This window comes from Mesorhizobium captivum (assembly GCF_033977165.1).
Taxonomy (GTDB): domain Bacteria; phylum Pseudomonadota; class Alphaproteobacteria; order Rhizobiales; family Rhizobiaceae; genus Mesorhizobium; species Mesorhizobium captivum.
The window spans coordinates 13,596-35,533 of sequence record NZ_JAVIJB010000057.1 but is presented as its reverse complement, the minus strand read 5'-3'; the positions used below and the strand labels follow the sequence as shown (position 1 = coordinate 35,533).

At 63.4% G+C, this 21,938-nt stretch carries 20 protein-coding genes and 2 pseudogenes; 15 read left to right on the top strand and 7 right to left on the bottom strand.

All coding sequences use genetic code 11. From position 1 onward, the window contains the following. Positions 1-449: 449 nt before the first annotated feature. Both RFM40_RS30530 and RFM40_RS30525 read right to left on the bottom strand, forming a co-directional pair. Positions 450-1,043, bottom strand: a complete 594-nt coding sequence (locus RFM40_RS30530; RefSeq protein ID WP_320224436.1) for an NADPH-dependent F420 reductase — start codon at positions 1,041-1,043, stop codon at positions 450-452. A 157-nt stretch (positions 1,044-1,200) separates the two neighbouring features. Further along, complete coding sequence (locus tag RFM40_RS30525; RefSeq protein WP_320224434.1) at positions 1,201-1,935, bottom strand: SDR family NAD(P)-dependent oxidoreductase; 735 nt, start codon at positions 1,933-1,935, stop codon at positions 1,201-1,203. A gap of 282 nt (positions 1,936-2,217) precedes the next feature. Here RFM40_RS30525 and RFM40_RS30520 point away from each other — a divergent pair, with 282 nt between their 5' ends. Further along, positions 2,218-3,114: a LysR family transcriptional regulator gene (locus RFM40_RS30520; RefSeq protein ID WP_320224432.1), complete on the top strand. Its 897-nt coding sequence runs from the start codon at positions 2,218-2,220 to the stop codon at positions 3,112-3,114. Between the two features lie 512 nt (positions 3,115-3,626). Here RFM40_RS30520 and RFM40_RS30515 read toward each other — a convergent pair. Beyond that, positions 3,627-4,113, bottom strand: a pseudogene (locus RFM40_RS30515) (SRPBCC domain-containing protein). Continuing rightward, the gene (locus tag RFM40_RS30510) at positions 4,094-4,456 is read right to left on the bottom strand and encodes an ArsR/SmtB family transcription factor (protein ID WP_320278834.1); all 363 of its coding nucleotides are present in this window, start codon (positions 4,454-4,456) and stop codon (positions 4,094-4,096) included. Before RFM40_RS30510 ends, RFM40_RS30515 begins: the two are co-directional and overlap by 20 nt. A 32-nt stretch (positions 4,457-4,488) precedes the next feature. On the opposite strand from RFM40_RS30510, the gene RFM40_RS30505 reads away from it, so the two are divergent. From RFM40_RS30505 to RFM40_RS30495, 3 genes are all read left to right on the top strand, one after another. Next, positions 4,489-4,881 (top strand): hypothetical protein, encoded by a 393-nt coding sequence (locus RFM40_RS30505; protein WP_320278832.1) that lies wholly within the window; start codon positions 4,489-4,491, stop codon positions 4,879-4,881. 260 nt (positions 4,882-5,141) lie between these two features. Beyond that, on the top strand, positions 5,142-6,422 hold the full coding sequence (locus RFM40_RS30500; RefSeq protein WP_320224429.1) for a nucleotide sugar dehydrogenase: 1,281 nt from the start codon (positions 5,142-5,144) through the stop codon (positions 6,420-6,422). 33 nt (positions 6,423-6,455) lie between these two features. Further along, positions 6,456-7,475 carry an NAD-dependent epimerase gene (locus RFM40_RS30495; protein WP_320224428.1) on the top strand — a complete coding sequence of 340 codons (1,020 nt, stop codon included), beginning with the start codon at positions 6,456-6,458 and terminating at the stop codon, positions 7,473-7,475. Between the two features lie 104 nt (positions 7,476-7,579). Here RFM40_RS30495 and RFM40_RS30490 read toward each other — a convergent pair. Continuing rightward, positions 7,580-8,499: pseudogene (locus RFM40_RS30490) on the bottom strand (ABC transporter permease). Between RFM40_RS30490 and RFM40_RS30485 the strand changes: the two are divergent. The 5 genes from RFM40_RS30485 (at position 8,486) to RFM40_RS30465 (ending at position 11,628) form a co-directional block, all read left to right on the top strand. Beyond that, positions 8,486-8,611: a hypothetical protein gene (locus tag RFM40_RS30485; RefSeq protein ID WP_320224426.1), complete on the top strand. Its 126-nt coding sequence runs from the start codon at positions 8,486-8,488 to the stop codon at positions 8,609-8,611. The pseudogene RFM40_RS30490 and the gene RFM40_RS30485 sit on opposite strands and share 14 nt — an antisense overlap. Positions 8,612-8,613: 2 nt before the next feature. After that, positions 8,614-9,411, top strand: coding sequence for an ABC transporter permease subunit (locus tag RFM40_RS30480; RefSeq protein WP_320278831.1), 798 nt, complete (start codon positions 8,614-8,616; stop codon positions 9,409-9,411). A 330-nt stretch (positions 9,412-9,741) separates the two neighbouring features. Next, entirely contained in the window at positions 9,742-10,659 is a 918-nt protein-coding gene (locus RFM40_RS30475) for a dihydrodipicolinate synthase family protein (RefSeq protein ID WP_320278830.1), read from the top strand. A gap of 1 nt (position 10,660) precedes the next feature. After that, positions 10,661-11,104 (top strand): Rossmann-fold NAD(P)-binding domain-containing protein, encoded by a 444-nt coding sequence (locus RFM40_RS30470; RefSeq protein ID WP_320278829.1) that lies wholly within the window; start codon positions 10,661-10,663, stop codon positions 11,102-11,104. After that, positions 11,002-11,628, top strand: coding sequence for an NAD(P)-dependent oxidoreductase (locus RFM40_RS30465; protein ID WP_320224420.1), 627 nt, complete (start codon positions 11,002-11,004; stop codon positions 11,626-11,628). Before RFM40_RS30470 ends, RFM40_RS30465 begins: the two co-directional genes overlap by 103 nt. A 115-nt stretch (positions 11,629-11,743) precedes the next feature. Here RFM40_RS30465 and RFM40_RS30460 read toward each other — a convergent pair whose 3' ends face one another. Both RFM40_RS30460 and RFM40_RS30455 read right to left on the bottom strand, forming a co-directional pair. Next, positions 11,744-13,342: a DHA2 family efflux MFS transporter permease subunit gene (locus RFM40_RS30460; RefSeq protein WP_320224418.1), complete on the bottom strand. Its 1,599-nt coding sequence runs from the start codon at positions 13,340-13,342 to the stop codon at positions 11,744-11,746. Beyond that, positions 13,339-14,529: an HlyD family secretion protein gene (locus RFM40_RS30455; RefSeq protein ID WP_320278828.1), complete on the bottom strand. Its 1,191-nt coding sequence runs from the start codon at positions 14,527-14,529 to the stop codon at positions 13,339-13,341. The genes RFM40_RS30460 and RFM40_RS30455 overlap by 4 nt, the downstream gene beginning before the upstream one ends. A gap of 365 nt (positions 14,530-14,894) precedes the next feature. Here RFM40_RS30455 and RFM40_RS30450 point away from each other — a divergent pair, with 365 nt between their 5' ends. From RFM40_RS30450 to RFM40_RS30425, 6 genes are all read left to right on the top strand, one after another. Further along, on the top strand, positions 14,895-15,464 hold the full coding sequence (locus RFM40_RS30450; RefSeq protein ID WP_320278827.1) for a (2Fe-2S)-binding protein: 570 nt from the start codon (positions 14,895-14,897) through the stop codon (positions 15,462-15,464). Positions 15,465-15,466: 2 nt separating this feature from the next. Then, the gene (locus RFM40_RS30445; RefSeq protein WP_320278826.1) at positions 15,467-16,489 is read left to right on the top strand and encodes an FAD binding domain-containing protein; all 1,023 of its coding nucleotides are present in this window, start codon (positions 15,467-15,469) and stop codon (positions 16,487-16,489) included. Between the two features lie 2 nt (positions 16,490-16,491). Further along, positions 16,492-18,771 carry a xanthine dehydrogenase family protein molybdopterin-binding subunit gene (locus tag RFM40_RS30440; protein WP_320278825.1) on the top strand — a complete coding sequence of 760 codons (2,280 nt, stop codon included), beginning with the start codon at positions 16,492-16,494 and terminating at the stop codon, positions 18,769-18,771. A gap of 355 nt (positions 18,772-19,126) precedes the next feature. After that, complete coding sequence (locus tag RFM40_RS30435; RefSeq protein ID WP_320278824.1) at positions 19,127-20,086, top strand: ABC transporter substrate-binding protein; 960 nt, start codon at positions 19,127-19,129, stop codon at positions 20,084-20,086. 89 nt (positions 20,087-20,175) lie between these two features. After that, positions 20,176-20,979: an ABC transporter permease gene (locus RFM40_RS30430; protein WP_320224412.1), complete on the top strand. Its 804-nt coding sequence runs from the start codon at positions 20,176-20,178 to the stop codon at positions 20,977-20,979. A 122-nt stretch (positions 20,980-21,101) separates the two neighbouring features. Then, positions 21,102-21,860, top strand: a complete 759-nt coding sequence (locus RFM40_RS30425) for an ABC transporter ATP-binding protein (protein WP_320278833.1) — start codon at positions 21,102-21,104, stop codon at positions 21,858-21,860. Positions 21,861-21,938: the final 78 nt, after the last annotated feature.

Below are 21,938 nucleotides of genomic sequence, written 5' to 3'. Positions count from 1 at the left end.
ACGTCCGGCTCGTGATCTCTACCTCACCGCACGGGCCCATCCCGCGCAGCGGGTTCGTTCATCGGCCTCGAACCTGTCGCGCTCATGAAAGGCAGCTTTGCGCCTGATATCGGTCATTCCACCAGCGTTTTCCACCGCCAGAAGCGGACATGGCTCAGTCACCACCGTCAGCAATTTCCCTTTAAAATCAACATTGTAGGTTTTTGACGGCCCGCCTAAGGGTTCTTTGGCTCGCGGGTAAGAAAAAACCCAGCTAGATCAATATCTTAGCCGGGTCAAAACGATTGAGTGGGAATGATGAGGCGTACCGTAGAGTAGTAGCGGATAGCAGAGGACATCCAGGGCGAGGCCTAGGCCATCGATAGCAGTCGATAGATACTGGCGCCCCGCAAATCTGCTGCTCCGTCGTGCGTCTTCCCGCTCTTCGAACACCGTCCATACGCCTTCGATTACTGCTCCTTCTTGAGCAAATCCTGGAAGATGAGCTGGCCCCAAGTGCGGCCGCGTGCGTGCACCAGCGCGCCACCCTCGTTGAGCTTTCCCAGCTTGACGGGCGCGAACCCGAGTTGTTTGGCCAAGGCCGCCACGGGAGCGGTCGCGTCCTCGTCGTCGCTCGACAGAAAGACGACCCGGTGGCCGCCCTCGACGATCGGATCGGCAGCCAGGGTGGCCGCAATCAGGTGATTGAAACCTTTCACGAACTTGGCGCCGGTGAACGCCTTCGCGACGAAGGCGGAGGACAGGAGACCGTCCAGCTCTTCTCCAAACGCGTTCGTCGCGTCGATGACCGTCTTGCCTTCCCAGCTCGGCAGGGCCGTCGCAACCTCGCGATGCTCCCAGAACGGGACCGCCAAGATGATTGTGTCGGCCTCGAGTGCATCCCGCAGCGACTTGGCGACGACCGTGGGTCCGATCGCCCGAGCCTGCGGCGCCAACGCCTCGGGAGGCCGGCGGCTCGCGACGGCCACCCTGATGTTCTTACGGGCGAAGGCCCGGGCGAGGGCCTGGCCTACCGCACCGAATCCCACAATCGCATAGCTCATGATACTTCTCCGATCCGTGTTGATATTGGTTCCCCGGCCCTCAACGGCGCTGGGTTATCCGTTCCGCTGCATGGCGACCTTCGCGTAGACGTCCCGTCGTTCCACCATGGACATGCTAGTTCCCGCCGATCAGCCGCTTCCGCGATCCGGCGCGATTTCAGATGGCCGAGAAGCCGCCGTCGACAGACAACTCGAGCCCATTCACGAAGCTCGAATCGTCTGAAGCAAGAAACAGCGCGGCCGTCGCAATTTCCTCAGGACGCCCCATCTTTCCCCGCGGGATCAGGGATTCGAACATCCGCTTCCCCTCCTCGGTGAGAACTTGGTCCTGCATCGGTGTGGCGATCGGCCCCGGGTGCAGCACGTTCACGCGGATATTCCTGCCCTTCAGCTCGTTGAGCCACCCGCGTGCGAATGCGTGCAGCGCCGCCTTGCTCGCCGCATACACGCTGTAACCAGGAAAACCTTTCACCGAAGCAACTGATCCGGTCATGAAGATCGATCCGCCATCGTTGAACAGCGGCAACGCCTTTTGCACCGTGAACAGCGTGCCACGCGTATTCAGGCCGAAGGTCGCATCGAAATGCTGCTCGGTAATCTCGCCCAGTGGGACGGCTTCGCCCGTGCCGGCGCTCGCATACAGGACGTCGATCTTGCCCTTTACCCGCTTGACCGTATCGAACAGGCGGTCGAGGTCGTCGAGATTGGCAGCGTCGCCGCGCACGCCGGTCACGTTCCGGCCAATCAGCCTGACGGCCTCGTCCAGCGCCTCCTGCCTCCGGCCCGTGATGAAAACATAGGCGCCTTCTTCTACGAACCGCTTGGCGCTCGCCAGCGCCATGCCGCTCGATCCGCCCGTGATGACTGCAACCTTACCGTCAAGCTTTCTCATGACTTATCCTTTCGTCGTGTCGGGCAGCATCTGCCCCCGAGAACCTCGAGATGGGTCTGCCGGCGTCGGGCATTGAGTGCGGAAGCGCGCATATCGGTGGTGCGAAATCGATCCGGCTGGACGACTGATGCCAGCCGCGATCGGTGCCCGCCGTTCGGAATTGGGCCGTGCTTGTCGGCATAGGCAGTGATCACCCGCCCGTGCTACCTCACATTCGAGAGGATGTTCGATGGTGTTGGACTCGGGCTTTCGAAGGCAAACCCCGCGGTGCGGGATCGGACCATGATCGACTGGGATGACGTTCGCCACTTTCTTGCCGTCGCGCGCGGAGGCTCGGTGCGGGCCGCCGCCGAGCGCCTCGGTGTGAACCACTCGACTGTGCTGCGACGCATCGCCCAGCTCGAGAAACGCCTCGGGGCGCACATGTTCGAAAGGCGGCCTTCGGGCTACCGCCTGACGGCCGCGGGGGAGGAGGTCCTCGAGTTCGCGGACCAGATGGAAGCGTCGTCGCACCAGCTGGAGACGCGCGTCTTCGGGCGCGATCAGAGCGTGCGCGGGCTTCTGCGGGTAACGCTGGCACCGACCCTCGCGACACACCTGCTCATGCCGGACTTCGCCGATTTCGCGGGTCTGCATCCGGACATCGAGATGGAAATCCTGTCGTCTGGCGAGCTGGCAAATCTAACCAACCGAGAGGCCGATGTCGCGATCCGTGTCGTCTACGACCGCAAAACCCTGCCGCTCAATCTTCACGGCCTGAAGGGACCGGAGGTGTTCGGCGGCGTATACATGTCCCGCGATCGACTAGCCGCGTGGCGTGCGGGCGCGGCTGATCCCATCCGGTGGATCGTCATAAGCATTCATGGAATTCCGGATTGGGCCAGCGAGGGTGAAGTTCGCACCACGGAGGTTCCATTCAGGACCACGGACGGCGAGGCGCAGCTCGTTGCGGTACGGCAAGGGCTCGGCATCACGACACTGCCGTGCTTCGTCGGAGATGCCGACCCTCTACTGGTGAGGGTGCCGGGCGCCGACCTGCACATGTACGGAACGGTTTGGATTCTCACCCAGGGGGAGACACGCAAGACGAAGCGCGTGCGGCTCTTCACCGAGCTCGTATCCCGCAGGCTCGCCGCGTACGCGCCGCTTCTCGCGGGACTGTCCTTATCGCGCGACTGACGCGCGGCCCGATTTCAGCGCCAGGAAAAGTCGCGGCGGGCCATCCAGGATCAGCGCGGGCACGCCCGTGTCGATCTCCGGGCCGATGCGCATAGGTCCCTGTCCGAGCGCGGAGGCGACCGCACCGGACGTCTCGCCGGCATGCTTGGCGTCCCACGGGCCCTGCGGCCTCCGGCGCCGAACGCTACGGGATTTCGATCGATCGTCCGGACTTGGCGGCCGTCGCTTTTCGCGTTGGCGACAATATCCATGTGCTGGCGGCAAACCTCACCTTTGCCACAATCGAAATAGCGCCACCACCGAATGCAAATCCTCTCGCCGGTGCCGGTGAGGAGACGAAGCTAGCGAAATCCCGGCTGACCAGCCATTCGTTACGGCCCTATCGATCCGTCCTTTTGACATGGCCATCCGCCTGGCGTGAGGGCCGTAGGTCAGCAGAGGGCGGCGACGACCCGCCGGGTCCTCTTTCGCGGAGCGACAAACCCAGACGGCCGACCGCGAGATCGACGACTTCATGACCCCGCGCTCGCGCCCAGGCTGACGATAAGCTCGTCCAGTTGCTCGAACGTCTCGCCCATCGCATCCGCCGCCCCGGTGCCGGCTGCGTCGAGCGCTTCCTTCGACGGATAGAGCTCGTGCATGACCAGCAGCGTCTTGCCATCTTTTTCCTCGAAGGTCACCGTGGTGACGGGTCCACCGTCACCACCTTCGTCATTGGTCCAGACGAGGCGCGAGTGCGGTGTCACTTCGATATACCTGCCGAAGAACTCGTCAGGGTTTGCCCGCGACACGAACATCCATCTCGCAGGAACGCAGGAACATGCCCATCGATTTCGGTGCCCACCATCGCATGAACAGCTCGGGCTTGGTCCATGCCTCGAACACGATGCGCGCCGGGCCGTCGAAGGTTCGCGTAACGACCAGCTCACGCTCGGACTTCCGTTCCACCGTCGTGCGGTTCTTCATGGCAGTGGGCCCGCTATCTCTTCTTTCGTCCATCGAGTTTCTCCTTCCGTTTCAATTCCTCGACAACCTTGTCCAACTCGTCGAAGCGTGCGTCCCAGAGCTGGCGGTACCTCTCGATCCATGCTGCCTCTTCCTCCAGCCGGCGCAGGCCGAGCTTGCAGGTCCGCACGCGCCCGACCTTCTCCGTGGTGACGAGCCCCGCCTGTTCCAGGACGCCGACATGCTTCTTCATGCCCGTGAGGGTCATGTGGAACTTCACGGCAAGGTCCGTGATCGAGGCGTCCGCACGCCCGAGCTGCTCCAGAACGCCGCGTCGGGTGGCGTCCGAGAGAGCGGCGAACGAGGCATCGAGGCGGTGTCTTATATACTGAACCATGTGGTTCAGTATATAAGACACCGATTGACGGCATGCAAGGGGAGGCCCAGCGCGCGTGGAAGCATCACGGTGGATTGCCGCAGGAGCAATCCGGCGCTGCATCGGCCCTGAGCGAGATGGCGTCGGAATTGGGGGGCGCCCTTGGCATCGCGCTCCTCGGCAGCCGGGTGACCCTCATCTACCGCCGGGTTCTCAGCGCCGGTATCCCACCAATGGTGCATGGCGAAGCTCGTGAACGCGCCTTGCGCGGAATTGGGTCGGCCGTCAGCTCGGCGCAAGATGATGGAGGGAACGCGTTGGTGTCGGCCGCTCAGGCCGCATATTCGGATGCAGCGCAGGCCGCGTTTTGGGCATCTGCGTGCATTGTCCTGGTGGCCGCCGTCGGCGCCTTGGCGATGTTCCGTACCTTCATGCCACGCGGATAGCTGCTGGCTACGCGCTCCGTTGAAAATGCGTGCTCAATCGGAAGCACGAGAGCTTTTGATGTAAAGCGCTAGCGGGCCTATGGATTTTGCCAAACAGTAAATGCCAGGCCTATCGCCAGCGCCGTTGCCCCATAAAGAGTCGGCAAAGCTCTGCCGTTTTTTGAGTGGGGACATCACCTTTCGCAACGGCGCATCGTTGAATTGACCCATCGACTGCCATACAACCGCCTCGGCCCATGTTTGACGTAGGAAATCCGCGGATGTCGGAACGCATCGCTGTAATCGGCCTGGGATATGTCGGCCTGCCGGTAGCTGTCGCGTTTGGAAAGGTTTTCCCGGGGACGATTGCGTTCGACATCAGCGAGCGTCGGATCAATGAACTGCGCGATGGCGTCGATCGCACTGGAGAGGTCGACACGACGGCGCTCAAGGAATCGTCGATCGTGCTTACGGCCGACCGGGAGATGTTGAAAGGCGCGACCGTCTTCATTGTTGCCGTGCCAACCCCTATCGATATCAACCGCGCTCCCGACCTTGCTCCTTTAAAACTGGCATCCGAGCTCGTCGGCGGAGCGATAAGCAGGGGCGCCGTCGTCATTTTCGAATCGACGGTCTATCCAGGTGTGACCGAAGATTTCTGCGGGCCGATTATCGATCGGATTTCCGGTCTGCGGCATCCTCACGACTTCGCGCTTGGCTATTCGCCTGAGCGAGCCAACCCCGGCGATCGTGAACACTCCCTGCAACGGATCGTCAAAGTCGTCTCTGGCGAGAATGCCGAGACATTGGATCGCGTGGCGGGTATCTACGGACGTATCATCGATGCCGGCGTCTACCGCGCCCAATCGATCAAGGTGGCCGAGGCAGCGAAGGTCATCGAGAATACCCAGCGCGATCTGAACATCGCGCTGATGAATGAACTAGCAATGATCTTCGAGCGCCTTGGGATTCGGACCCAGGACGTCCTTGATGCCGCATCGACAAAATGGAACTTTCTTCCCTTCAAGCCGGGTTTCGTGGGTGGCCACTGCATCAGCGTCGATCCGTACTATCTGACCGCCAAGGCGGAGGCTGAGGGGTACCATCCGCAGATCATCCTCGCCGGTCGTCGCATCAATGACGGCATGGGAGCCTTTGTCGCCCAACAGGTCGTCAAGCAACTGATCCGCTCGGACATGCCAGTCAAGGGAGCTTCGATCGGCATCCTCGGGCTGACCTTCAAGGAGGACGTGCCGGATTTGCGCAACAGCCGCGTTTTCGACATGGTCAGGGAGCTAAGACAGTTCGGAATCGTCCCTAAAGTCCACGACCCACTTGCCGATGCCGAAACCGCTCGACGCGACCATGGCGAAACAATCCTGCCGCTCGACCAGATAGACGATTTGCACGGGCTTGTTCTGGCGGTTCCTCACAAGCAATATCTGGAGGGCGAGAAGTCCCGTATTTTTCAGATGATCAGGCCAGGTGGAATGCTGTTCGACATCAAGTCTGCCATCAAGCCGAACGAGATTCCGGTCAGGATAAAATACTGGAGTCTTTGAGGCTCGGCCCGAAATGAACGCTAGGAATACGCCGTGACATCAAGCAGGCCAATTCTGATCACCGGCGCGGCCGGTTTCATAGGTTTTCACCTCTGCCAGAGGCTGCTCGCAGACGGCCGGCACGTTGTCGGCCTCGATTCCATGAACGAGTACTACGACGTCAACCTGAAGCGGGCGCGGCTCGACCGGCTGAACGGGTTCCCGAACTTTCGTTTCGAGCATCTCGATCTCACGGAGCGCGACCGCATTTTAGCGCTGTTTCTGTCAGCCGCTCCGGAGATTGTCGTCAATCTCGCGGCGCAGGCCGGCGTACGCTATTCGCTGACCAATCCGCACGCTTACGCGGAAAGCAATCTCAACGGCTTCCTCAATATCCTGGAAGGATGCCGCCACGCCTCGGTCGGCCATCTGGTCTATGCCTCGTCGAGCTCGATCTATGGCGGCAGCACGCGCATGCCGTTCTCCGTCCACGATTCGGCCGACCATCCGCTCAGCCTCTATGCCGCCAGCAAGAAGGCAAATGAGCTGATGGCCCACACCTACAGCCATCTGTTCGCGCTGCCGACGACGGGCTTGCGTTTCTTCACGGTCTACGGTCCCTGGGGACGGCCGGACATGGCCCTGTTCATCTTCGCCAAGGCCATCCTCGCCGGCGAGCCGATCGACGTGTTCAACTATGGCAACATGCAGCGGGATTTCACTTATATCGACGACATCGTTGAAGGCATTGTCCGCGTTACGCAGCAGCCCGCGACAGCCAATCCCGATTGGAAAAGCGCTACGCCGGATCCGGCGACCAGCAACGCGCCGTTCCGGATCCACAACATCGGCGGCAATGCGCCTGTTCAGCTGAACCGGCTGATCGAGGTGTTGGAAGACGCGCTCGGCCGCAAGGCGAACCGCAACCTCATGCCGATCCAGCCCGGCGATGTTCCGGCGACTTTCGCCGATGTCAGTTCGCTTGAGGAGGCGACCGGCTTCAGGCCGAAGGTTCCAATCGAGATCGGAGTTCCACGTTTCGTGAAGTGGTATCGGGAATTCTACCAGGTATGACCGATAGGTGCGGCGGACGACGGGTGAGATGCCGAACAGTCCCCCGCGGCCGGTCCGGGTAGGCACCTCCAATCGATCGCCAGTCGGTGGTCCTTTAGATTAGGCTAGGCAGCGGGGCGGAACGGCTTAGCCAGCGACGCGGGAAAGTGCAGGGCAAGCATCTGGCGGTCGCGCGAGATCAGCACCAGCACCACGATCGTTGCCAGATAGGGCAGGGCGGACAGCAGCTCAGACGGGACCTGAAGCCCCAGCGCCTGCCCTTGCAGCTGCAGGATCGTCATGCCGCCGAACAGCCAGGCGCCAAACAGGACACGCAGCGGCCGCCACGTGGCGAACACCACCAGCGCCAGCGCGATCCAACCCTTGCCGGCGGTCATGTTCTCGACCCAGAGCGGCGTGTAGGCGACCGACAGATAGGCGCCTGCCAGGCCCGCCATCGGCCCGCCGAACAGCACCGCCATCTAGCGGATCCCGATCACCGGATAGCCGATCGCGTGCGAGGTCTGCGGCGATTCCCCGATCGTGCGCAGGATGAGCCCGGCCTTCGTGCGGTAGAGGAACCAGCTGATCGCCACGAACATCACCAGCGCCAGATAGACCAGCGGGTCGAAGCGGAAGAAGAGCGGCCCGATCAGCGGCAGGTCGGAGAGGATCGGGATGTCGACGCGATGCAGCGCCTCGATCGGCGCGCTGCCGAAGCCGTGCCCGAGGAAGGCGGAGACGCCCGAACCGAAGATCGCCAGCGCCAGGCCGGCGGCGTATTGGTTGGTGAGGAAGGTCAGCGCGAGCACGCCGAACAGCAGCGAAGCGGCGGCGCCCGCCAGCGCACCGGCCAGAATCTCGACCGGCATCGAATAGCCCGCGGTGACGGCCCAGAAGGCGAGTGCCGCGCCCATCAGCATCATGCCTTCGATGCCGAGGTTGAGCACGCCGGATTTCTCGACCACCAGCTCGCCGAGCGCCGCCAAATCAGCGGCGTCGCGGCGATGATGGTGCCGGTGAAGATGGCAATGAAGAGTTCCATTGGCTGTCTCCCGCTATACCAGGTCGCCTGTATCATCGCCATGGTCAACATCGTCCTGTCGCTCGGGCTCTTCGGCCTTTACCGTCTCGCCGCCGGCCGGTTGGGACCATAATCATGCTGGTCTGGCCGAGATCCGGTCGTATCGCCATCTGGGCGATCTTCGCGCTGCTGTTCGGCGTGCTGTTCCTGGCGCCTCTCGCCGTCATCCTGCTCTCAAGTCTTACCGGCCAGTGGAACGGCGTGCTGCCCAGCAGCCTGACGCTGGAGCATTACAGCGACGTCGTCCAGGGTTCGGCCGGCGACTCAGTGAAGGCCAGCCTTGTCACGGGTTTCGCCGCGAGCGCCCTGGCGCTGGTCAGCGGCGCCTGGGCGGCGCTGGCGCTGCGCGTGCAAGGCGCCACGATGGAGCGCTTGCTCGGACTGCTATTTTTTATCCCGAGCGCCGTGCCTTCTGTGTCCGTCGGCCTTGGCTTGCTCGTTGCATTCAGCAATCCGCCGCTGCTGCTCAACGGCACCGTCGCGATCGTCATGGTCGCGCATTTCGTGCTGATTTCGGCCTTCACCTTCGGCGATGTATCGGCTGGCCTGGCGCGGCTGTCGCCAGACTTCGAGCAGGTCGCCTCGAGCCTTGGCGCGAGGCCCGCTTACCGGCTGTGGCACGTTACGCTGCCGCTGCTCGCGCCCTATCTCGCCGCGGCATTCGGCCTGACCTTCGCGCTTTCCATGGGCGAGCTCGGCGCCACCGTGATGGTCTATCCGCCAGGCTGGGTGACGCTTCCGGTATCGATCTTCTCGCTGACAGACCGCGGCGACATTTTTGCGGGCGCGGCGCTCTCCATGATCCTGGTGGCCGCAACCCTGGTCCTGTTGCTTGGTCTCGAACGCATCACGCGGCGCGCGACGGGATCGTAGCGCGAAGTGCGATCCGCTTGAGTTCGCGGGGGAGGGCTTGAGCCTCGCTATGCCGATCGGCCTGGTTCTAAACTTGTTTCTACGTGGGCGCTGGCTCGTTCCACGATCCAGCCTTTGACGGTCTTCACCACGCCGCCTTTCGCAAGCTGGCTCTCGGAAGGATAGTAGGTCCACGGGCTGGCGGCGCGCACGGGAAAAGGCTCCGCCAGAAGGCTGCGACTGAGTTAGGGAAGTCTTCTTCGACATTGCCTCGACGGCCTTCTTCATCAGAATAGTCGCCGCGGCAGTAAAGCGCGCCGCCGGCGATACGACGATCCGGGAGAACCATCGATGAATAGCGTGCAAGGCGTCATAGCGCCCATCCTGACGCCCTTCGAAAAAGACGGCAGCGTCGCCCGCGACCTGTGGGTGAGCCACGCGAAATGGGTGCTTGCCCAGGGCGCGCACTATCTTTCGCCGTTCGGGACGACCGGCGAGGCGCTGTCGCTGTCGCCAAGCGAACGCATGCAGGCACTGGAGTGGCTGGCCGAGGCCGGCATCCCGGCCGACAGGATGATGCCCGGCACGGGTGTCACGGCGCTGCCCGACACGGTCGAGCTCAGCAGGCATGCCCTGGAACTTGGCTGCGCCGGCATCATGGTGCTGCCTTCGTTCTTCTACATGGCGGCGGGCGACAACGGGCAGGCGCGCTACTATTCCGAACTGATCGAGAAGGTCGCCAGCCCGAAGCTCAAGCTGATCCTCTATCATATCCCGCAAAATTCCGGCGTGCCGGTATCGCCGGCGCTGGCGGCGCGGCTCAATGCGGCCTTCCCGGACATCGTCGTCGCCTACAAGGACAGCGCCGGAAGCTGGGACAACACCGCCGCCGTGATTGCCGCAGCGCCCAACGTCTCCGTCTTTCCGAGCTCCGAAGGCCAGCTCACCCAAGGCCTGGCAAGCGGCGCGGGCGGCTGCATCTCCGCCTCGGTCAACCTCAACGCCAAGGCGATCCGGGCCGTGTATGAGGGGGTGCGCGCGGGCCGCGACGTCTCCGCCGCCGATGCCGCCATCAAGGCATTTCGCAAGGCGGTGCAGGACGCCGGGCTGATCGGCGGCATGAAGGCGGCCCTTGCGGTGCGCTCCGGCGACCATCGCTGGCTCAATCTGCGCGCGCCGCATGAGAACACCACCACGCAGGCAGGCAAGGCCTTGCTCGAGGCGCTGGGTCCTCTTGCCGATCACATCCCCGGTCCGAGGCGAGGCTGAAATGTCCGCGCGGCCAACAATCATCGTAAGCAGCGACGGGCCGGACGGGCCGATGGCCGTGCTCGCCGAAACCCATCCCGATCTCATGGCGCTCGGCTGCGACAGCTACGAGGCGCTGCCCGGCATGATTTCGGACGCCGGCGCCGAAGTGGTGTTCACCATCAAGTTCGATCGGGGATCGCGATATCCACGATCGGCGCTGGTCGAGAGTCAGACGGTACGCTGGGTTTCGGTCGGCGGTTCCGGCACCGATCATCTGCGCCCATGGAATCCGGCGCGCGTGACGGTGACCAATTCGGCCGGCGTCGCCGCCGACATGATGCGGAATATGTCTTCGGCGCCATGCTTTCCTTCTCACTCGGCCTGCGCGGTTTCGCGCGCGAGCAGGCAGCCAGGAACTGGACGGCCGGCAAGGTCGAGCCGATCCAGGGCAAGACACTGCTGATCCTTGGGCTCGGTAAGACGGGGCAGGCGGCCGCTACCCGGGCCAAGGCCTTCGGCATGACGACGCTGGGTGTGCGCGCAAACCCGAAAGCGACCGACCACATCGATGAAGTCCACGCCATGGCCGATCTGCCCAGGCTGTGGGGCCGTGCCGATTTCATCTTGTGCGCCGTGCCGCTGCTCGAAAGCACACGGGGGATCGTCGGAAGCGAGGCCTTCGCGGCGATGAAGCCGTCGGCGGTGCTGATCGACGTGTCCCGCGGTGGCGTCGTCGACGAAGCCGCACTTTTTGCGGCGCTTGATGCTGACCGGATCAAGGGCGCGGCTCTCGATGTGTTCGCCACCGAGCCGCTGCCGCCGGCACATCCGCTGTGGGGCTACGACAATGTGATCGTCACGCCGCATTGCTCCTCGGTCTACGACGGCTGGGACGTGAAATCGGCGCGCATGTTCGCCGACAACCTTGCCCGCTACCGGCGCGGCGAGCCGTTGGCGAATGTTGTCGATCCGCGGCGCGGCTACTAGGCAAAACCTCGGCATTCGGCACGGCGCTTCGAAACAACCATAGGCCCCAACATGACCTGGTCATTGCCGCCGAAACGATCCTTCACCAGAATCGGTGAGCCGCGCTGTCGGCACGCTATTTCGGCGGCTGGGACGGCTTGGGCGACCGCAACAGAAGCGCCAGAGGCACGAGCACCGCGGTGGCGATCGCCGTGTAGCGGAAGACGTCGACATAGGCGAGGAGCGTCGCCTGGCGGCCGATGAGCTGGCCGACCCAACCGACCGCCTGCGCCTTCGCTTGCACGGCGGGTGAGCCTTGGGCGGTGAAAAATTCGCTGACCTGCCGCAATGTCTGCTGGTACGCGGACGATGATTGCGTGGTGTTCGCGACCAGGTTGGACTGATGCAGCTGCGCGTTCTGTGCGATCACCGTGGTCGTCAGCGAGACGCCGATGCTGCCGCCGATGTTGCGGGCGACATTGATCAGCGCGGAAGCCTGGTTGGTCTTCCTTGGCGGCAGGCCGAGATAGGCTGCCGTCGAGATCGGGATGAACAGGAAGGGGAGGCCGACCATCAGGAAGACGCGGGCAAAGGCAAAGAAGCTGAAGCTCGCATCCGGCGCCAGCGAGGTCAGATGCCAGAGCGCTATCGCCACCGCCGACATGCCCATCATGATCAGGTATTTCGGCTGCACGAAACCTGAGGCAATGCCGGAAATCGGCATCAGCATCAGCATTGCGATGCCGCCCGGCATCATCGAAAGGCCAGACAGCGTCGCTGTATAGTCGAACGCGGTCTGCTGCAGCTGAGGCATGAGCTGGGTCGTGCTGAACAGCACCGCGCCCACCGCCATCATGACCAGGAACGACGTGCCGAACTGGCGCGTGAACAAGAGCCGCATGTCGACGATCGGGTCTCTGCGTGTCAGCTCCCAGGGAATGAGGATCAGGAACGAGATGGCGGAGATCACGGCGAAGCTGGTGATGAAGCTCGATGAGAACCAGTCGTTGCGCTGGCCCTCGTCGAGGAATACCTCCAGGCAGCCGAGCGCCAGCGCCACCAGGATGAAGCCGACCCAATCCACCTTGAGGCCGCCCTGCAGCCTCTCCCGGCGCTCGCGTTCCAGCACATCCGGCTCGACCACCAGCCATTGCACCAGCGCCAGCGAAAGAATGCCGAAGGGCACATTGATGAAGAAGATCCAGTGCCAGGAGAAATGATCTGTCAGCCATCCGCCGATCGTCGGGCCGACGGTCGGCGCGACGATGACCGCGATGCCGTAAAGCGCGAAGGCCTGCGAGCGCTTTTCCGGCGGGAAGGTATCGGCAAGGATTGATTGCTCGCTCGGCGCCATGCCGCCGCCGCCGAGCCCCTGAAGGATGCGGAACAGGATCAGCATTTCGAGATTGGGCGCCAGGCCGCAGAGCAGCGACGCGCCCGTGAAGGTGGCGACGCAGAGCATGTAATAGCGCTTGCGGCCGATGACGTCGGCCAGCCACCCGCTGATTGGAATGATGACGGAGTTTGCCACGAGATAGGTGGTGATGACCCAGGTGCTCTCGTCCATGCCGGCTGCAAGGCTGCCGGCGATGTTGCGAAGCGCGACATTGGCGATCGAAGTGTCGAGCACCAGCATGAAGGTCGCGATCGAGACGACGACAGCGATGAGCCAGGGGTTGCGCCCGCCCGCGGCAGAGCGGCTTTCGCCGCCATGGGCTAGTGCCGAGTCAGTCATCGCACCGTGACCGTCGGCACCACTGACATGCCCGGACCGAGATAGACGTCGGGCGGCTTGTCGAAGACGATCTTGACCGGCACGCGCTGAACGACCTTGACGAAATTGCCGGTCGCGTTCTCGGCCGGCAGTAGGCTGAAGGCGGTGCCGCTGCCGGCCTGCACGCTGTCGACACGGCCATGGAAGGTCTTTTCCGGATAGGCATCGATCGCGATGTCGACCGGCTGGCCGGGCCGCATCAAGTCGAGCTGCGTCTCCTTGAAATTGGCCTTCACCCAGATGTCCTTCGGAACGAACATCATCAACACCTGCCCGGGCTGCGCATAGGTGCCTTTTGCAACGGTGATGTTGGTCGCCCGGCCGGCGACCGGAGCCACGACAGTGGTGCGTGTGAGCGTGGTCTTGGCCCGGTCCTCGCTGGCGCGCGCCTGCTGCAGTTTGGCTTCGGCGCTTTTGCCCTGCGCCTGCAGCACGGCGAGCTGGCTTTTCGCGGCGCCTGCATTCGCCGTGGCCGTATCGAGGGCGGCCTGGTCCTGCCGAAGCGTTGACGCTGCCTGCTGCGCCTGCTGCTGGGTAGCGGTGCCCCGGGCCAGCAGCTCGCGATTGCGCTGATCCTCCGACTTGGCGAATTCCAGCGCCGCCTGTGCCTGGGCGACTTGCTTTTGCGCGGCATCGATCTTGGCGTTCTGCGCCTGGGTCTGGGCCTCGACATTGGTGATCTCGGCTTGCGCCGCCGCCACGCCGGCCTCCGCCTGCTTGAGCGAAGCCTGGTAGTCGCTGTCGTCGATGCGAAGCAGGACGGCGCCGGCCTCGACGGGCTGATTGTCGGCGACGGCCAGCTCCGTGATACGGCCCGCGATTTCGGCGCCGATGGTCACCGTGCGCGCGTCGATGAAGGCATCGTCCGTCCATTCGTAGTTGCGCGCGTTCAGCCACCAGAGCACTGCGCCGGCCGCGACCAGCAGGACGACAAGCAGGACGGTTCCCGCTGTGACAGGGTGCCGTTTGATGGACCCGAAAAGGCTTCCGCGTCGCTTGTCCTGGGGAGCACCCCCATCTTGACGAGATGCGTCGGCCTTATCCCCCAAGGCCTCGGCCTCGGCTGTCTTTCGGGTGTCGGCGCGGCGCGTCGGCCGCTGCGTCTCGTCCACGGGTTCGGCAACTGGAGAATTCGTATCCACCGGCATGCCTTTCGATCGAAGTATTTGTTCTTCCGCAATTCCGGATGGAAAGCCGCTGCGCGCTCTTCCTGGAATTGCTCGGATGGGATCTTGCGCGGCGCCGCCGCGCATCGCCAAGCCGAGGGTCAACCTTCGGCATTCGGAAAAGTTCCTTTGCCGTCACAACCGGCTTTGTCTCAAAATCCCAGATACCGGCTCATCGTGATGCCCTGGAAGCTTCCGGGGTCACTCTTTCGTGACCTGCTTTTGCGCGGATAAATCCGGAACAATGCCCCGGCTGAGAGGTTAGCGCTGATACCCAGCCAGCCAGGGAGCGAGCTATGTCCCCAAACCCCGCCTCGAGCGCGACTGGCCTCAGCCGACGAAGCTTCATGACCGGAACGGTTTCAGCCGCCGCTGCCGCGCCGTTGCTGACCTCTGCGGCGAAGGCGGAAGCGCCGGTTGCGACCCATTCCAAACTCAGGGAAGCGGTCGCCATATCGCTGCGCATCAACAAGCAGCCTTACGCGCTTTCGCTGGACACAAGGACGAGCCTGCTGGATGCGTTGCGCGATCATGTCGGCCTTGCCGGCACGAAGAAGGGCTGCGACCACGGCCAGTGCGGTGCCTGCACGGTGCTTGTCGACGGGAAACGCGTGCTCTCCTGCCTCAGCTTCGCCGTGATGAACCAGGGCAAGGAGGTGACGACGGTGGAGGGCCTCGCATCGAGCGAGGGCAAGCTGCATCCTATGCAGCAGGCCTTCATCGATCACGACGCCTTCCAGTGCGGCTACTGCACGCCGGGTCAGATCATGTCGGCCATCGGCTGCATCAACGAGGGCCACGCAAACTCCGAGGACGACATCCGCGAATATATGAGCGGCAACATCTGCCGTTGCGCAGCCTATCCGAACATCGTCGCCGCGATCGTCCAGGCGCGTGACCAGTCGAGGGGAGCCTGACGATGCGCCCTTTCATCTATGAACAGCCGACGGATATTTCGGCCGCGGTCGCCGTCGCGTCCAGATTTACGACCAATGAGGATCAGCCGGCGCGGGCGAACGCGCAATTCATTGCCGGCGGCACCAATCTCGCCGACTATATGAAGCTCGGTGTCGCTGCGCCAAATCGATTGCTGGATCTCAATCGGCTCGAAGAGCCGGCGCTCAGACAGATCAGGGTCACCGACGACGGCATCCGTTTCGGCGCCCTGGTGCGGATGGGCGAGGCTGCCGACCACAGCGAAGTCAAACGCCGCTATCCCGTCATTGCCGACAGTCTGAGATTGGCGGCGAGCGGCCAGATCCGCAATATGGCGAGCCTTGCCGGCAACGTCCTGCAGCGGACGCGCTGCGAATATTTCCGCGAGACCTCATGGGCCTGCAACAAGCGCGTGCCGGGTTCGGGCTGCGCGGCAATGGAAGGCTTCAACCGCCAGCACGCGGTGCTGGGCGCCAGCGACGCGTGCATCGCCACCTATCACGGCGACTTCGCCCAGGCCTTGATTGCGCTTGACGCCGTCGTTCGGGCCGAGGGCTCGCGCGGAGCGCGCAAAATTCCCTTCGCCAGGCTGCATCGGCTGCCTCGCGACACGCCGCATATCGAGACCGATCTCGCGGCGGACGAGATCATCACCGCCATCGAAGTGCCGGCCATGCCGTGGGCCCGGCGTTCGCGCTACCTGAAGATCCGCGATCGCGAGTCCTACGCCTTTGCGCTGGCGTCGGCCGCCGTGGCGCTCGACCTCGACGGCGACAGCGTCCGCGAGGCGCGCATCGCGCTCGGCGGCGTAGCGACGGTGCCCTGGCGCGCCAAGGAGGCCGAAGCGGCCTTGCAAGGCAAGAAACTCGACGAGGCGTCGGCAAGTGCTGCGGCGGAAGCTGCATTTGTCGATGCCGAACCGCGCCAGCACAACGCGTTCAAAGTAGAACTCGGCAAACGAACGCTGGTGCGCGCTCTGCTCGAAACCCGAGACATGAAGGTGTGACAATGGACGCAGCCGCTCCGAAACCCAGGGAAAACCAGGGCGAACCCCTGCCGCGCGTCGATGCGCGGCTGAAAGTCACCGGGCAGGCCGGCTATCCGGCCGATCTGCCGACGGCCAACATCGCCTATGGCGCGCTTGCAACCAGCAGCATCGCCAAAGGTAGAGTGACCAAGCTTCATCTCGATGAGGCTCGAGCGGTGCCGGGCCTGCTCGATATCGTGACATACGGTGACATGGATAGGGTCGACAGGCCGAAGTTCGGCAATGGCAGCGCAACCTCGGTCGGACCGCTGCACGAGCGGACGATCTTCCACGATGGGCAGATCATCGCCTTGGCCGTTGCCGAGACATTCGAGGCGGCCGAGGAGGCCGCGCAACTGATCCGCGCCGAATATGAGGAGGAGAAGCCGACCGCAAGCTTCGACAGTCCTGGAACGAAGACCGTTCCCGCAGCCGGCAAAAGCCCGATGCTGAAGGAGGACGTGAAAGCGGGCGATTTTGACGCTGCCTATGCGGCGGCTCCGGTCAAGATCGACGCGCGCTATTCGACGCCGACCCAGCATCACAATCCGATCGAGCTGTTCTCGACGACGGCGCTCTGGCAGGGCGATCAACTTACCGTTCATGAGCCGTCGCAAAACGTCACCGGCTGGAAGGTCGAGCTTGCCAGGCAGCTGAAGCTCGATCCGGCGAATGTGCGCATTCTCAGCCCCTTCATCGGTGGGGCGTTCGGCTCGAAAGGACCGATGACGTCACGCACCGCGATTGTCGCCGTCGCCGCAAAACGGCTCGGCAGGCCGGTGCGTTGCGTGACGAGCCGCATGCAGGCCTTCGGCACACAGACTTACCGGGCCGAAACCCGGCATCGAATCCGGATCGGCGCCGGCAGGGACGGCCACATCACCGCCTTCGCGCATGAGGGCTGGGAAATGACGTCTCGTACGGACGCCTATGTCGTCGGCGGCACGTCGGCGACCGGCCGCATGTACGATTACGGCTCGGTGCTGACCCATGTCTCGCTGGTGGAGGCCGACCGCAATACGCCGGGCTACATGCGTTCGCCGCCCGAGACGCCCTACGTCTACGCGCTGGAAAACGCCATGGACGAGATGGCGGTGGCGCTCGGCATGGATCCGGTCGAGTTCCGCCGCATCAATGAACCGAAGACGGAGCCGATCGGCAAGAAACCGTTCTCCAGCCGCTCGCTGATCCAGTGCTACGAACAGGCGGCCGACGCCTTCGGCTGGACGAAGCGGGACCCGAAGGTCGGGGCGATGCGCGACGGCGACTGGCTGGTCGGCATGGGCTGCGCCACGGCGATTTATCCAACCGCCGCGGCGCCCTGCGCGGCGCGTGTGCGCCTGACGTCCGACGGCGATGTGAGGGTGCAATGCGGCTCGCACGAGATCGGCACCGGCGTCCGCACCGTGGCCGGCCAGATGGCTTCGGAACGTCTTGGCGTCCCGATCGACAAGGTGAATGTCGAGATGGGCGACAGCAGCCTGCCTCCGGCGCCGGTGTCGGGCGGCTCGATTTCCACCGCGAGCGTCTGCTCGGCGGTGCTCAAGGCCTGCGATGCGATCCGGACGAAGCTTGCCGCGGCCGCGACAAACGAAGGCGCCCCGCTTGCCGGTTCCCACAACGAGGAGCTGGACTTCGCCGATGGGAAGATCGTTGCGAAGGGCGGCGCCTCGACGAAGATTGAGGATGTCTTCAAGATCATGCAGGTCGGCGCGATAGACGAATATGCCGAGTTCGCGCCCAAGGGCGCGACGCCTGGGGCGCTGAAGAAGCTCTACGCCGGCCTGCCGGAATTCCATGGCGGTGACCAGGATGAGGATTCGGTGAAATACGCCTTCGGCGCCGAGTTCGTCGAAGTCCGCATCAACCGCCATACGCGGGAAATCCGGGTGCCGCGCATCGTCGGCGCCTTCGCGGCCGGCCGCATCATGAACACACGCACCGCGCGCAGCCAGTTGATGGGCGGCATGATCTGGGGCATCGGCCAGGCGCTGCATGAGGCGACCGAAGTCGACCAGCGCTATGCCCGCTACGTCAACCGCGACCTGCAGGATTATCTCGTGCCGGTCAACGCCGACATCAAGGATCTGCAGGTGATCCTGGTCCCGGAGGTAGACCACGCCGTCAATCCGGCCGGCGTCAAAGGCCTGGGCGAACTGGGCAATGTCGGCACCGCCGCTGCCGTGGCGAGCGCGGTCTATCACGCGACCGGCAAGCGCATCCGCGACCTGCCGATCAGGATCGACCAGCTTATCGCTTGACGATGCCGGAGGCGCGGCAATGATCCTCGCATCCGGCGCAAGTCTCCGGTTTTCGTAACGATCTCACGAGGCGGCCACCATTTGAGGCCGTAGCCCGGGAGTTCCCCTGCGGCGGAACGCAAGCGCCCTCTGCTTCGGTTTCGGCGAAGCAAAGGACAGAAAAAGACTTCTTTTGGCGATCCGGCCCGGATGCTCTCTTGCGGGACCTAGAACATGCTAGGCGCGCCTGGGAGGCGACGCATAACAAGAGAGCGGCTGCCGAAACACCGCTTGGCATAGGCCACTTGAATGGAGCCGATGCCGGCAACACAGCCATAGGGGAACCACGACAATGAAGACATTCCGAAATAGCCTGATGACCGCAGTCGGCGCAGGCCTGCTGAGCCTCGGGCTTTCCGCATCCGCCAACGCCGGCGCCATTCGCCTTGGCATGACCACCTGGGTGGGCTACGGACCGCTGTTTCTTGCCCGCGACCTCGGCTACTTCAAGGAAGCCGGCGTCGATGTCGACCTGAAGATCATCGAAGAATCAGCGCTTTACATGGCCGCGGTCGCCGGCGGTGACCTCGACGGCGCCGCCTCCACCGTCGACGAGCTGATGAAGTACAGCTCGGACGAGCTCTGCTTCAAATATGTCCTGGCGATCGATGACAGCCACGGCGGCGACGGCGTCGTCACGCAGGCCGACGTCAAGTCGCTCAAGGATTTGAAGGGCCAGCCCGTCGCCCTGAACGAGGGCTCCGTTTCCGAATTCTGGTTCAACGTGCTCCTGAAGAAGGAGGGCATGACCGAGGACGATGTGAGCGTCACCAACATGACCGCGGACGACGCGGCGACTGCCTTCATCGCCGGCCAGGTTCCTGCTGCCGTGACCTGGGAGCCGCACCTCACCGAAGTCCGCAAGGGCGGAAAGGGGAAGGTGCTGATCGATTCCACGACCACCCCCGGCCTGATCGTGGATGTGATCGCCCTCAAATGCGATCTGATTGAAAAGCATCCCGAGGACGTGAAGGCCCTCGTCAAGGGCTATTACAAGGCGGTCGAATACATCAAGACCAATCCGGAAAAGGCTTACGAGATCATGGCCAAGGGCATTGGCGGCTATCTCGAGAAGCCCGAGGATTTCGCCGCCGGCGCCAAGGGCGTGCGCTACTACGACCGCGCCCGCAACCTGGAATTCTTCGGCGCGCCGGAAAAGAGCGAGGCGTCCGACCTGGTGACCTTCGCGCAGGACATCTGGGGCAAGGCCGGCAAGCTCAAGATGACGATCGACGCGAAAACCATCCTCGACACCGATTTCATCAAGGAACAGTGAGCCTTCGGAATCGTCGGGGTCGGCCCGTCCGGGCCGACCCCGTTTTCTCACAAGCCAGCGTTTCGCGCTTAAATCACGGAGGCCATCTTATGGCACAGAGGCGGACGGCGTGGACGCGCCTGACGACCCCATTCGCCAACATTCCCGCCGGCATGGCAACGACGCTCGCGCTTGCGATGTGGGTGGTCGTGATCGGCGGCTGGGCTTTGCTGTCCTATGGCCGCGTCGTGCCGAACATGTTCCTGCCGACACCCGGAACGGTGCTCGAGACGACCTATCGCATGTCCCTGGACGGCAGCCTTTTCTACCACACTCTGACCAGCGCCAAGGTGGTTCTTCTCGGTTTCATCGTGTCCTCGCTGATCGCGGTGCCGCTGGGGCTGTGGATGGGGACTTACCGGGCGGTGCAGGCGCCGCTGGAACCGCTGGTCAACTTCATCCGCTATCTGCCTGTGACCTCCTTCGTGCCGCTGTTCATCCTTTGGATCGGCATCGGCATCGAGCAGCGCATAGCGGTGATCTTCTTCGGCACGTTCTTCCAGCAGCTCGTGATGATTTCCGATTGCGCGCGCGGCGTGTCCAGGGACCTGGTCAATGCCTCTTACACTTTGGGCACCAAGCGCAGCGAAGCGGTGTGGCACGTCATTTTCCCGGCAGCACTTCCTGCGATCCTCGACACGCTTCGCGTCACCATGGGCTGGGCCTGGACCTATCTGGTCGTGGCCGAGCTCGTCGCCGCGTCGAGCGGCCTCGGCTACATCAGCCTCAAGGCGATGCGCGGCTTCCAGGTCGATGTGATCTTCATGGCGATCGCCGCGATCGGGCTTCTGGGCCTCATCACCGACACGGCATTCCGCATCATCCGGGCGAGGGTCGCGCCATGGGCACCTTGATTTTGAACGCAACCTCACAAACCGCAGCCGGATCAAGGGTAGTGATGACCGAAACCATCAAGGCGAACAATCCGGCCGGCCCGGCTCATGCAACCGGCGATCCGCGGTCGGCCGGCACCACGATGGCGATCGAAGACGTGACATTGCGCTATGGTGACGCCAACGGCGTGCTGGCGCTGGACGATGTGTCGCTGAAAGTGGCCAGGAACGAATTCTGCGTCATCGTCGGCCCCTCAGGGTGCGGCAAATCCAGCCTGCTCTATCTCGCTGCCGGCCTCAACGACGCGACCTCGGGCAGCATCAAGGTCGACGGCAGGGAAGTGATCGAACCTGGTCCCGACAGGGGCATGGTGTTCCAGAGCTACACCTTGTTTCCCTGGCTCACGGTGCGTGCCAACATCGAATATGGACCGAAGCGCAAGGGTCTGCCCGCGGAGCAGCGCAAGCAGATCGTCGACCAGTATCTCAACGAGGTCGGCCTCACGCCCTTTGCGGACCATTACCCCGCGCAGCTTTCCGGCGGCATGAAGCAGCGTGTGGCGATCGCGCGCGCCCTTGCCAACGATCCGGCCGTTCTGTTGATGGACGAGCCCTTCGGCGCTCTCGACAGCCAGACGCGCGGCACCATGCAGAAGCTGCTCTTGCGCGTTTGGGAGCGGCAGCAGAAGACGGTACTCTTCGTCACCCACGATATCGACGAGGCGCTGGTTCTCGGCGATCGCGTGCTGGTGATGACGGCCCGGCCCGGCAAGATCAAGGCCGAGATCAAGGTCGACATACCCCGGCCGCGCTCGATGGACGTGATCCTCGAACCCGATTTCATCGCGCTCAAGCGCCGCATCCTCGGCCTGCTGCACGACGAGATCGACGAGGATCACTGAGCAATTCCAGCAAAAGTGCGCAGCGGTTTTCCGTCCGGAATTGCGTGAAAGCAGACCAGCAATTCCAGGAAAAGTGCG

Coding starts and splice junctions, on each gene's coding strand:
- RFM40_RS30530 (WP_320224436.1), bottom strand. CDS start 1,043: ATGAGCTATGCGATTGTGGGATTCGGTGCGGTAGGCCAGGCCCTCGCC.
- RFM40_RS30525 (WP_320224434.1), bottom strand. CDS start 1,935: ATGAGAAAGCTTGACGGTAAGGTTGCAGTCATCACGGGCGGATCGAGC.
- RFM40_RS30520 (WP_320224432.1), top strand. CDS start 2,218: ATGATCGACTGGGATGACGTTCGCCACTTTCTTGCCGTCGCGCGCGGA.
- RFM40_RS30510 (WP_320278834.1), bottom strand. CDS start 4,456: ATGGTTCAGTATATAAGACACCGCCTCGATGCCTCGTTCGCCGCTCTC.
- RFM40_RS30505 (WP_320278832.1), top strand. CDS start 4,489: ATGCAAGGGGAGGCCCAGCGCGCGTGGAAGCATCACGGTGGATTGCCG.
- RFM40_RS30500 (WP_320224429.1), top strand. CDS start 5,142: ATGTCGGAACGCATCGCTGTAATCGGCCTGGGATATGTCGGCCTGCCG.
- RFM40_RS30485 (WP_320224426.1), top strand. CDS start 8,486: ATGAAGAGTTCCATTGGCTGTCTCCCGCTATACCAGGTCGCCTGTATC.
- RFM40_RS30480 (WP_320278831.1), top strand. CDS start 8,614: ATGCTGGTCTGGCCGAGATCCGGTCGTATCGCCATCTGGGCGATCTTC.
- RFM40_RS30475 (WP_320278830.1), top strand. CDS start 9,742: ATGAATAGCGTGCAAGGCGTCATAGCGCCCATCCTGACGCCCTTCGAA.
- RFM40_RS30470 (WP_320278829.1), top strand. CDS start 10,661: ATGTCCGCGCGGCCAACAATCATCGTAAGCAGCGACGGGCCGGACGGG.
- RFM40_RS30465 (WP_320224420.1), top strand. CDS start 11,002: ATGCTTTCCTTCTCACTCGGCCTGCGCGGTTTCGCGCGCGAGCAGGCA.
- RFM40_RS30460 (WP_320224418.1), bottom strand. CDS start 13,342: ATGACTGACTCGGCACTAGCCCATGGCGGCGAAAGCCGCTCTGCCGCG.
- RFM40_RS30455 (WP_320278828.1), bottom strand. CDS start 14,529: ATGCCGGTGGATACGAATTCTCCAGTTGCCGAACCCGTGGACGAGACG.
- RFM40_RS30450 (WP_320278827.1), top strand. CDS start 14,895: ATGACCGGAACGGTTTCAGCCGCCGCTGCCGCGCCGTTGCTGACCTCT.
- RFM40_RS30445 (WP_320278826.1), top strand. CDS start 15,467: ATGCGCCCTTTCATCTATGAACAGCCGACGGATATTTCGGCCGCGGTC.
- RFM40_RS30440 (WP_320278825.1), top strand. CDS start 16,492: ATGGACGCAGCCGCTCCGAAACCCAGGGAAAACCAGGGCGAACCCCTG.
- RFM40_RS30435 (WP_320278824.1), top strand. CDS start 19,127: ATGACCGCAGTCGGCGCAGGCCTGCTGAGCCTCGGGCTTTCCGCATCC.
- RFM40_RS30430 (WP_320224412.1), top strand. CDS start 20,176: ATGGCACAGAGGCGGACGGCGTGGACGCGCCTGACGACCCCATTCGCC.
- RFM40_RS30425 (WP_320278833.1), top strand. CDS start 21,102: ATGGCGATCGAAGACGTGACATTGCGCTATGGTGACGCCAACGGCGTG.